This window comes from Vibrio sp. IB15, assembly GCF_016406055.1.
GTDB classification, from domain to species: domain Bacteria; phylum Pseudomonadota; class Gammaproteobacteria; order Enterobacterales; family Vibrionaceae; genus Vibrio; species Vibrio chagasii.
The window spans coordinates 1-11,589 of sequence record NZ_JAEFCE010000093.1; the positions used below are offsets into that span (position 1 = coordinate 1).

Below are 11,589 nucleotides of genomic sequence, written 5' to 3' on the forward strand. Positions count from 1 at the left end.
ATTTGAAGTAGTCATAATTCGTCCTCAATGTGTAAACACATTTCAGGACGAGACAAAATAAAAATAAAGAGCTCTCACATAATGTTGGGAGCTCTTTTTACTATGGATTCTGTCTAGCCCACTAACGGACGATTGAATTCATTCAATACAATAGTGGACCCCAATGGTTGGGCATAAGCTAACTTTCATTTAAATGGTTGTAGTATTTTATTGCCATGAAGATCTTCAATATCTAACTCATAACGAGTTAACTGAGTACGGCTGTTAGAATAAAAAGTATACGCTTTGTTGTTATAGAACACTGACGACTGTCCGCTTCGTGCGTCGCCTAGAACCGTGTATGGCGTGCTATGAAATGTTTGATATAGAGCGTAACCTAGTTTTGTTTTGGCAATGTTATGCTTTACATTAACGAAATCGCGACCATTTTCAAATTTATAGATTGCAACAGAGCCATCTTCGTTCTTTTCAATATTACCCGCATAGAACGATGCGTGATAAGAAGTGATACCTCTTGATCCCCAAGCCACTTCTGGACCAATGAGCACTTTCACTGGATCGTGTTCTTTCACTTTCTTAAAGCCGGGTACAAACTGAACTAAGATGATGAACTCATCAGGTCGATATATGAAAGATTCAGGCAATGTAATATTCTTGGTGTTCTCAAAGTGATATAAAATAGAGCTGGTGCCGCAACCGTCGATGCATGAGTATGACCAATCAAGTTTTTTTGCAATTTCTTGTATTCTGGCTTCGGTAAACTTTATAGCTACTTGTTCTGCATCTTCTGGTGTTTCGATTGTTTTTCCATCGTAGACACTCGGAAGCCATGCTTTGGCAGTTATTTCGTTGCTACCATCATTGTACTCACCGAGTAGTAGGCTTACAGCAGTAACAGCGAGTTGAACCTGACTAGCACTTGTCGAACCACTAAACGTAGTGCCTTGATGTATGTTCACAGCTGCACTCGCTATCGCTCCTTCGGTGCCCGTGTTCATCTGTTTAATATAAACCTCAGAGCCTGTTATCTCTTTGATGATTTCAGCGCGATTGTCTTCTTCCATTAAAGGCTTTACGAGATAGCTCACCCTGTTAATCTCTTCTAGATGCTCTTTCTCATCCATTTTTACAGCTTCCGGACGATCTCTTACATCTTTTCTGAAATCGGTTTTAGCAGCACACCCACTTAGTAACGTTGCGAGTGTACATGTAAGAATAATTGTATTTTTTTTCATAGCTTAACAAGATTATTTTTAGTTCGAAATATGGAAAGTAGGATTACAAAGATGATAAAAAGTTGGTCAAATCACCTCACTCTGTTTTGTGGGGTTGAGAGCAGCTGGCAAGGAAACGGGCAAAGACGTGTTTGCCGAGATCGGCATCAGCACGTCTTTGGACAGAAACGATTTAGTTAAATAGCTCTAAATCGTTTCTAAAAGATGAGAAATAGTAACTTGAAAGCTCAGATTCTAGCACTATCGTCCATCTAGCGAGCGCAAAATAACGACCTATTTAGATCAAAGCATTGAACTCTCTTGTTGCTGCTTCTTTTTTTTCGCTTTTTCGCTCTGGGTGTTGAAGGCTCTCAAAAGGTCTGAGTGGATATAATTCATAGATAATTGAAAGTTCATGTGTGGAGCTTCCAATGTAATCTCAGTCTCACCATCTTTGTATGTCGCAGATTTATTCCCGACAAAAGGGATTCTTTGGTTTACTAATTGATATTTTTTCCCAAGGGTGTCATTCAAATAATCAAACTTATTTTTCGGTAATTCGGTTAAAACTGCAATCAGTTTGTTGGAGCGACTAAAGATCACCGTCACATCATTGATATCTTCGAATTGTATTTGATTTCGAGGGATCTGATACATATCACCCTGACTATACTTGTTGATACCTTGGTGGGATACATTATATTTGCTTTTAAGTTGTTCAACGGTAGTTTCACCAATCGTTAGCCCAAATACAGTAGGGTTTGCGAATACTGATTGGCATATAAATAACAGTGCAAAGATTAATTTCTTCATTTTTCAATCCATTTTAGTAAAGATGAGTATTGTTTAAGTAACCAATGGTGTGGTTTTTAGGAACATATACCTCTGTCCATTTGCTTCCAGAGGACAAGACATAAACACGCTGACCTTGTGGCAATGCCAGCAGTTCCTTACTGTCAAAATTGCCTTCTTCATACACTGAAGCTTTTTTGATCTGAACTGTTTTGGTTTTAAGTTTATTCAGTATTTCATTAAGGTACGATTGTGCTTCTTTATGATTTTGTTGCGCAGATTTTGCGTACCAGAACGCAGCTAGTTGATTACTTTTTCGTACACCTTTTCCTGTTTCGAACCTTACTCCCAGATTTTTTTGAGCAACATCATCACCTTGTCTTGCCGCTTTTTCATACCACTTGAATGCTTTATAATCATCTTTTTCTACTCCATTGCCCTCCGCATACATAACACCAAGGTTGTTCTGAGCGGCAATTGAACCTTGTTCCGCTGCTTTTTGATACCATTTAAATGCCTTTCTTGAATTCGGAGCAACCCCTTCGCCCTCACTCTGCATCCAGCCAAGCCTAAACTCAGCATCAACAACCCCTGCATTTGCTGATTTTTCAAACCAATTGTAGGCTTGCGTATAGTTTTTTTCTTTCCCATAACCATAATAATAATGATTACCAATAAAGTAATCAGACCAAGGGTGGTTTTGTTTGCTTGCCTTAGCAAAGTACTCATATGACTTTTTATAATCTTGCGTTATACCATCGCCATAATAGTACATTTTTGCCAAGTAGTGGGATGCGTACTTCGTGTGTGGTGCTGCTTCACTTAGGATAGAAAACGCTTTATCGGTATCCTTTTCAGTTCCTATGCCATAGAGGTAATAGGAACCTAGTTGAGCTTGCCCACTCCAATTAGTTTTAGCAGACTTTTTCATCCAGTGAAAAGCTCTCTTTTTATCTATGTGTACTCCCTTTCCATATTCATAGAGCCACGCTAAGTTTCTTGCAGCAGAGCCATTCCCCTTTTTGGCCGATTTAGTATACCAGTGGATAGCTTTCTGATAATCCTGAGTTACTCCATATCCATTTTCAAAAGCTAATCCCATGTAAGCTGAACAATCACTATAGCTTTCAACACATCTTTCATACCATTTTAGAGATTTTCCATAATCTTTAGTTGACCAAAAATGCTCACCAAGCTTTTTGATCGATTTAGCATCATCTTTTTCAGCTTTTAGCCATAATGGGAACAGCTTTTTATTCTGTTCTAGAACTCTGGATGCTCGATCTGATTTTAGCTCTGACGCTTTAGTCAAATATGTTTGTGCTTCTTTATATTTTTCGTGTTCAAGCGCATACATACCATAATCAAATTGAGCATTAACTAAACCAGAATCCGCCGCTTTTTTAAGCCAACCAATATCTTCATCTGATGGACGGTTCGTTGAGGTATATAAGCGATACATTGAGCGATTATCACCGTCTAAAGCCAGTTTTTGCCAAGATTCTCTTGCTTTAGCATAATCACCATCTTGATAGGCTTCTTCTGCCGATTCATATGTTGTTGCACACCCTGACAATATCAACGTGACTATAGCACTAGCCAACCACTTGCTTTTTAACATTATCCTTTTCCCTAAAGAGTTGTAATAATTTGTAATTATTATCAAATATGCTACAAAACACCCTTCAATCTTTCAAGCAGTTGCAAGTGTAAAATCATCAGTTATCACTATTTTTAGGTTTTACATGTTGAATATAATTGCAGCGAACATAGTTTCCTTCTGACGACAAAACGTAATAAGCGTACTGGCAAAGAGAGTGACGGCTAAAATAACTTTTTGTAGGGCAAACGCACATTAACAGAATGTGTATGATCATCTACTCTAAACCATAAAGGGGCATTTTCGAGCTAGAAAATGCCACGGGTAAAAATTCAACCTGTGAAGCTTTTGGACAAAAATCAGTTTCGGAAAACTATATATTAGCAAATGATGAATAACTAGAGGTATGGCAAAATTGCTCACGTTAGTGTCCAGCACCACTGGAGCAAATCAAATTCAGTAAATCCCTCAGTTCTTTAATCTGCAACCCTTTTGAAATGGTACTTCAATCACCCAAAACTCAAATTTCTTCCCTTTCTCTATCTCTAAAGTATATTTTCCTCGCATATTTTTAGGAACTTTCGGGTAAACAAGAACTGCGTCTGTGTAACCATGCAATTTACAGTCTCTCTGTAATTTGACTATATCGTCAACACTGATACCTTTGGATTTGCTGACAATCTTCCATTTAACATCCACAACCAAGCGTTTTTTATTATCTCCAGAGGCCAGCACAAGATCTGGCCTAGAGTCCAACTTCGACAGATGGCTTTCAGGATTAACCAAATAGTAGTTCAAAAGGGGTTCGGGACGGATCTCCCATTGGTTACGAGTAACAATCGGCCGCTGGCTAAACCAGAGATAGATGTAGAGTTCATAAATTTTTGCAGGGTCAATGAAGAAGGTGGTCATGTCCGTTATTGGTTGACTCGCCCTCTGCTCACTTGCTTTCTCATCTTCCCAGACAGGTTCACCTAGAAGTCTCAACAACAGTACATAGAGTTCCTCTGCATTGGCAGACTTAAACTGTCGTCTAACCGAAAAAGTGCTGAGTTTACTGATACGAGCACTACGACTATTGACTTGATATCTGCGCTTTATAAAGGCATTAATACGGCTCGCTTGATGTTTCAGGGTTTCTCCACCTGATAGATGTACACATATCTTTCTTGAAAAGTAGTGAAGTGCCTCACTGGTATAGTCAGCAATAAACGATTCATTTCGGGTTTCCTTTCTCGTTTGATGCACCTTAGCAGAATCAATTTCGGTAACATTTTTGTTGACATCTAGACGATACTTAATAGCGTTGGAAGCGAAGTTTTTTTTCACGACTCGACTAGCCTTAAAGCTTTTCATAAACATCTGGATTTGGGTTAACGTGAACTTCAACGAGAGAGAGGCGATATCTTCCAGCGTGAAGGCATTGCTATTTTTATCACTAAAATGGTTTGAAAGATTAAGCAGAGTGCGGTCGACTTTATGTGCCTTCTGGTCAAACTCTGCAATGACTTTAAACGCAAGATTTAGGTAGGAAAGAAAATCCTCATGATCCTCTGAGAGTGTTTTGGGAGTAATCCTAAGCGTGACTCTATTATTAGGCTCACCAAATTGTGCAAAGCCAATTTTGTTGTTATTAACTTTGCTACCGATCAATTCAATTTGGCGGTGATATAACTGTAGAGGAAACCCTTTCTTAAGTAAGGTACGTTCTAAATTATCGTTTTCTCCCACAATGAAGGAAGTTACATTTTTACTCATGTCATCTTCTCTATTGAAGGAATACGTACCCACTATTACTCTGTAATGTTTCGGCTAAAGAGCGATAGTCCTCACAGCCTTCAATAGCCTCAATAATGGTGCTATCGAGTAACCCAACACTCTCTAATTGCTCTAACTTACTATCAACAAGTATTTCTTTAAATGTGTGAAACTCGATGTCTCGGATTTCTTTAAATTCATCGAGTACTTTTTTCAATGCCTTACAGAAACTGGCTTGATCATAAACAACATCTTTCATAAATCGGCTATGGCCGACCAAAAAGCGATCGGGGTGTGTTTCAATATCTTTCAATTTATTGATGATTGAGTTGTTCAATCTTTCTAAATAGGCACGGATGTTTTCCCCAGTATAGAGAGCGCTATTGTGCGTGTTAGGAAAAAGGTCAATGACATCAAAACGGCGCATCAAGTTATCTTCAACAATCTTCTTGTCATCTCGATAGTTGGTTGTACAGAACACATAAAGATTTTGAGGGAATACAAGTGACAAACCGTTTACGTCTTCAATGAGTGCAGGCATTTGAACGGAGTATGTATCACTCTGCTCTGCTAGGATCTTTAACATCTCATGTTCATCACCCTCGCTCAAACCATCCAATAAAGCTGTGTGAGCAGAAATGTCGATTCTCTTGGCCGGCTCGATCAGGTAGATAAGGTCGCCAATCAGTTCATTTAGACTATTTTCTTGGATCTCTTCCAACACTAGTACAAACGGCTGATTTGGATGCTTAATCGCCTCTATCAGATGCTTTAAAACTTCACCGCGTTTTTCTGTATAGGTAATCGAGGTATCGCTACTGCTTCCTGTTAAGGCAACACCAACCCCTTGCATGAAGGTGGTGTTGTCACTGGCTGAGTGAACGTTAAGGCGTTTCACATTCTTGGTGTTTCTGCCAAGTTTTAGGCTATCAGTGATGATCTTATCGATCAGGTATGACTTACCTGTACCAGGCACACCTTTAAGAAGAATATTAAGAGGCAATTTATTTAAATCAGGCAGGTTTCCTACATTACTTAAGTCTAATAGTGCGGTGTCACCAGCGGTTGGGGTGTTTGGCTGTTCAACAGCTAGATTTTCATTGTTCGTCACAAAAAGCTTTTCTAAACTTGGTTTAGATGATGAGAATGGGGAGTCGACTTGAGAGATGAGTTGAACAAACTCCTCGAAGTTGGAGTGTATGATAATATCGGCAATTTCTTTGGAATAACTAGACTTGATATTTTCTTGAAGAAGATTAAATACATCTTCAACATCAACATCAGATTCAAATTTTTCGAATCTATTTAGCCATAGCAAAAATGAAAAACCAGACTTATCAAAGTTATATACTGATTTAAGTTTTTCTATGTAGTCAGGAAGAAAGGAAAAGCTCATATCATTGATAACAAGCAATCTCTTAGTCTCAAGAGAAGGGTAATATGCGGTTTTCAATTTTGAGTTTTTGATATCTTTTGATAACAAATTACTACTAACTGAAAAATCATTGTTTTCTCGAAGATTATCAACCAAGTTAGTGGTATAAACTTTTTGTTGGTCAATCGAGATAACTTCTCCAACATACTGCACAAAATCATGCCAACCGTTACTTGATGTGTTTTCTAGAACGATGTGATCAGTTTTATTTAAACGAAAATACTTATCAAAAGCTAGCGCATATCGTATGGCGCTTACTCTTTGCGTAGCCCCCTGAACCGCTTTTCCACCACCATTCGTATCTAATCCTAGATCTTTTTGGGTGAATATATTCCTAATCCCTTTGATAGCAACTTCTAGAAGCTCTTCAGAAAAATATTTCGCCATGACATGCCAACCCAATAACAATATTGAATCGTATTATATTGATTTTTATATGGAAGGGTATGACTTTTTTTTTCAATTAGAGGGGAACAATTACAAAGCGCCCGACAGGTTTCATCACAAGCGTGTTTTAGGGTTAGCTCTTTACAGCGCCGCATGTCGAGGCAGTTGCAAACATTCAAATTGAATGTTTGCATTGCTGTAGGTCGCTCACCTAACTGAAGTATTGACTCTTAATCGACTGAGCAACATGGTAAGACAACATACAAGGAACTGCATTACCAATCATTTTGTACTTTTTAGGTATCGATTTATTTACAAATACATAATCATCAGGGAAAGACTGGAACCTTGCTATTTCTCGAACTGAATAGCGTCGTGGTTCGAGTGGATGTAAAATCCCCGAGTTCTCTGGTGTGCTTGCGGCAGTAATCGTCCCCATAGTCTCTGCGCGTGAAAACTTACGATAGAAGTTTGGCGACCGATATTTTTTCATATCATCACGAATCTTCTTCAATCGCTCTGGTAATTCTTCATAAGGAACGTTCTTCCAAGAGCCTCCTTCTGGAATAAACTGAGCAAGGTTTTCAGCCTGCGGTGATAGCTTCCAAACTTGATGTGTTTCTCCATTCGGGAGTGGCTTTTCAATAACAGAGCCAACAGTTAGAGCATCTTTACTAAGGGAGATAGGAGCAGGGAACTGAAACTCATGCTCTAGGTCGTCCCTAACACCGACAAGTACAACACGGTAACGATTTTGTGGAACTTCATAATCTGCAGCATTAAGTAGTTGATAATGCAGTTTGTAGCCATGTTCAGAAAGTTCTTCTCGAATACGCTCCGGCATCAACTTACCGTCATCATCCTTTGCTGATAGAAAGCCTCTTACATTTTCAAACAAAACAATCTTGGGCTTCTTAGCGTCTATAAGGTTCATCACCTGTAAGAACAAGTTGCCTCTTTCATCCTTTGTTGAATGTCGGTTACCTGCACTAGAGAATGGCTGACATGGAATACCCGCCAGTACAACATCACAGCTCGGTAAAGAATCTTTGTCAACTTCGCAAATATCTTTAATTTCAATTGTTCCTAGGTTTGCTTCATAGGTTGCTTTAACATTAGGGTCAATATCATTGGAATAAACGATGTCGTATCCCGCTTTGTGGAAACCGTAATCTAGGCCACCACAACCTGCAAATAGAGAAATTACGCGAGGTTTCACAAGTTCTGAGTTCGAGTCAGAGAGTATTGCCGCTTCGTCAAATTCTGTCGATATAACGCGAGGTGACTCTGGTTTATTCATGACGTTTTTTAAATCAATGTGATCACGCTCTATCGCAACCAAGCAATTGATAAAAAAGTCAGCATTAAAAGAGCCACGGCTAATTTTATTACTAATACTTGCTTTAGTTTCTTGAATATTAGCGCTTCTTAATCTTATAGATAACTCTTCGTGAGAGATTCCAAGGTTTGCTAACTCTGATTGCAGGATTTTCTTTGCAATGCTCATCTGTCTTTCTCGACTATCGGATTTGATAGTCGTATATTATCAGCGTTTGATTTTTTTTCCAGTAATAAATTTATATCATCTGATTTACTTGAGAGTTTGGCTGGCTTGAATACCTAGCAACAATGTATAAATCCGATGATATCCGAAAATATGATTTTCAACCTATTCAAGCCGCGAACAATCATGGTTTCCCATCTTACTTCGGATTAATTTTGGCTCTTCTCCGCTTAGATGAGCTTGACAGAAGGTTAGAGGCCAACCAAGTTGGCTTTGTTTAAAGCGAGTAAGGAGTTCTGATATGGTGGACGGGCCGAGTTTTAGGCAAGAAGCGATACCACGATTTGAGAGACCGTGGTCGTATTTAAGGCGTAATACCTCTTTGATTTTGTTCATTGGAGTTTTCTTTTTGGCCATTGTCGCTTCCTTTCCTTCTTGTTTAAAAAGTAAATAATAGCGAGCTATTGATTTAAAAGAGAAAAAGGAAGGGTTTCGGCCATTACGATCGCGGTTTTCGCTATTCCGATCACCGATTTCGGAGTTAGACTAAAAGTGATCGGATAATCGCGGGGGAATGACTGATCGGAATGCTCCGAAATATACAATACCGATTCAAATGACAATCAATACCTTATGCTACATAAAAGGGGAGTTAGCGTACAAGATGTCATCTAGTAACGGAACGATGAGTTATCAGCTCAATCGAATAAGTTTTAGTAGGGTAAATGCACTCCCTCTTAATTGTGTAGAGTATTTAATCTAAGTGATTTTGGGGCACTTCTGAGTTAGAAAGTGCCACGAGTAAAAAATCAACCTGAGAAGCTTTTGGACAAAAGCTTGTTAGCGATCTATTTAAATTACAAATTTATTGATAAGTGAGAATATGGAAAATTCGCTTAGTTTTATACCACTACTAACGGTAGTAGAACCGCTCAATAACGCTAGGGGACTGTGACAATCAGTGTAATGAGCGGCAACAACGCCACCGATCATTTTTACTTCACTGTTTACGAGTTTGAGAATACATAAGTAGGTAAATATCCTGACTCAACATCAAGGGTCAATCCATACTTTTCTTTGGCGTATTTAGCCGCTGTGAGCAACGGCAGTGACACATACCCCGTTTCCCTTTGGCTAAAATCTTTATCATGCGTCCACCACTCTTGATGCATTTCCAAAGCACGGTGCATAGCATCACGATATGCCTCTTGATTTTGTTGGTGTACCGCTTGCATCACATCATAGAAACCAAGCGTGATGGTAATACTGTGGAAAATCATCCAGCGCTCTCTGCCAGCGCGATCGCCTTCATCAATTAACTGCGTCAGTCGCTCAATGGCAGCAGTAATATCTTGGCTGGGTTGCAAACCCAATAAGTGCAAAATAATTTCGCAATGCAGTGAAACGTAAACTTTACCACAATTTACCTGCCCCCCCCTGAACAAGGCCATTAGGGCATTTAGATCACCATATCGCTTGGTAATGATTGTCATAAATACCCAATTTAGCCAATCGCTAACAGGTACAGACTGGGCTTTACCACGTGTAGGCACAGAAAAGTCGACTCCCTGATAGGTAAACGCCACAATGCCCCCTTCCGGTTCTGAGAGCACGCGTTGCCATTGCATTAGGTACTGCTGCGCCGTTCTCAAATGTTCAGCCACCGCTTTTTCCGAAACCGAGGGCGCATGATGACCGATAAAAAATAGTTTTTTTAGGTCTTCATATCCCGATTTAAATCCAAACCAATTGTGCCCTTCATCATCCAGAGCATCTTGGTTCATCTCAAGAAAGTTGGATAACGTTACGTCATACAGTCGCTGCTCTCCTTCCAAATTGCTCACGTGTGTCTTTACTTCCTTCGTCATGGCTACGCCCCCAACTCAAATTTCACGTTATTAGACATTTTAATGGTACCATCTTTGTTAAAGATGAGCTCCGCCTAAGGTTGTTGAAAATCTGACAACTGCCTAAGATTTAATTAATATTTTTCAATGCCTTATACATAGTGGCTCATTTCATATACGACATTATGCCGCTATAAAACCTACTTCTATCTCAAAGCACTGCTCACTACGCAAGACGCAAGTTTGAGACAAAAATATGGAGTCAAATAAAGAGTAACTAGTCAGGTCGAAATTCAGCCTGTGAAGGTCTTTGACATACTCAATGCTAACTATTTATGCGATAACACTTGAGTCGTTCGGATACGCCCATAAACCTATTCGATTAAATTTTTCACGATTTTGTTGCGCAAACTCGGAATGGGGCATTTTCGAGCTAGAAAATGCCACGGGTAAAAATTCAACCTGTGAAGGTTTTGGACAGAAACGGGTTAGAGTTTGGACTCTAACGCGCCCGATATCTATTAGAAAAAGTATCTGTAAGCCTTGAATGCAAGTTCTTATCCAAGCAGTGGTTAAATTGGGACCGAAGTTTGTTGACCAGTACGTATGGGGCTTAGAGAGTTTGAACCTCCAATACCCCAGTTACCTTCAGTTTGCCGGTGAAAGAGAACGTTTTATATTAGAAAAAACAAAAGCACCAATCGTAATAATAGGTAAAGATACTATTATTCTTAAGTTCCCTTCTAACTGAAAATAACCATCTAAAATGATAGAGGAATAGACAATCGGCACAGATACTAATGCGAATATGCATGATTTTTTAAACTCAAGAAAATACTTCTCTCTAACAAGTAAAATCCAGAAACTAAAGTAACTCAATAACGATAATATCAACAATCCTTTGAAGTTAAGCACTAAGGTTAAAAACCAAAAAAATGCTATACCTAATACTTTTTCACTTTTCTCCATAACCCCTCAATATCAACACTTACTTACTCGGCTTTGTTGCTTAATTCAGAGCGAAGACATGCCTGTCCCATGTGCTTGACTCT

General features: G+C 39.1%; 8 protein-coding genes and 1 pseudogene. All 9 read right to left on the bottom strand.

All coding sequences use genetic code 11. The features are described from left to right. Window positions 1-185 precede the first annotated feature (185 nt). Window positions 186-1,235: a hypothetical protein gene (locus tag JC606_RS21915; RefSeq protein WP_198779439.1), complete on the bottom strand. Its 1,050-nt coding sequence runs from the start codon at window positions 1,233-1,235 to the stop codon at window positions 186-188. Between the two features lie 282 nt (window positions 1,236-1,517). Continuing rightward, window positions 1,518-2,027 carry a hypothetical protein gene (locus JC606_RS21920; RefSeq protein WP_198779440.1) on the bottom strand — a complete coding sequence of 170 codons (510 nt, stop codon included), beginning with the start codon at window positions 2,025-2,027 and terminating at the stop codon, window positions 1,518-1,520. Between the two features lie 13 nt (window positions 2,028-2,040). Further along, the gene (locus tag JC606_RS21925; RefSeq protein ID WP_198779441.1) at window positions 2,041-3,627 is read right to left on the bottom strand and encodes an SEL1-like repeat protein; all 1,587 of its coding nucleotides are present in this window, start codon (window positions 3,625-3,627) and stop codon (window positions 2,041-2,043) included. 447 nt (window positions 3,628-4,074) lie between these two features. Further along, window positions 4,075-5,364: a 5-methylcytosine restriction system specificity protein McrC gene (locus JC606_RS21930; RefSeq protein WP_198779442.1), complete on the bottom strand. Its 1,290-nt coding sequence runs from the start codon at window positions 5,362-5,364 to the stop codon at window positions 4,075-4,077. A 10-nt stretch (window positions 5,365-5,374) separates the two neighbouring features. Then, window positions 5,375-7,186 (bottom strand): AAA family ATPase, encoded by a 1,812-nt coding sequence (locus JC606_RS21935; RefSeq protein WP_198779443.1) that lies wholly within the window; start codon window positions 7,184-7,186, stop codon window positions 5,375-5,377. Between the two features lie 211 nt (window positions 7,187-7,397). Then, window positions 7,398-8,693: a DNA cytosine methyltransferase gene (locus JC606_RS21940; protein ID WP_233090579.1), complete on the bottom strand. Its 1,296-nt coding sequence runs from the start codon at window positions 8,691-8,693 to the stop codon at window positions 7,398-7,400. Window positions 8,694-8,942: 249 nt separating this feature from the next. Beyond that, window positions 8,943-9,107: pseudogene (locus JC606_RS21945) on the bottom strand (IS21 family transposase); the annotation flags it as partial. Between the two features lie 590 nt (window positions 9,108-9,697). Continuing rightward, the gene (locus JC606_RS21950; protein WP_198779444.1) at window positions 9,698-10,558 is read right to left on the bottom strand and encodes an Imm49 family immunity protein; all 861 of its coding nucleotides are present in this window, start codon (window positions 10,556-10,558) and stop codon (window positions 9,698-9,700) included. A gap of 627 nt (window positions 10,559-11,185) precedes the next feature. Then, window positions 11,186-11,506 carry a hypothetical protein gene (locus JC606_RS21955; protein WP_198779445.1) on the bottom strand — a complete coding sequence of 107 codons (321 nt, stop codon included), beginning with the start codon at window positions 11,504-11,506 and terminating at the stop codon, window positions 11,186-11,188. Between the last annotated feature and the right edge of the window lie 83 nt (window positions 11,507-11,589).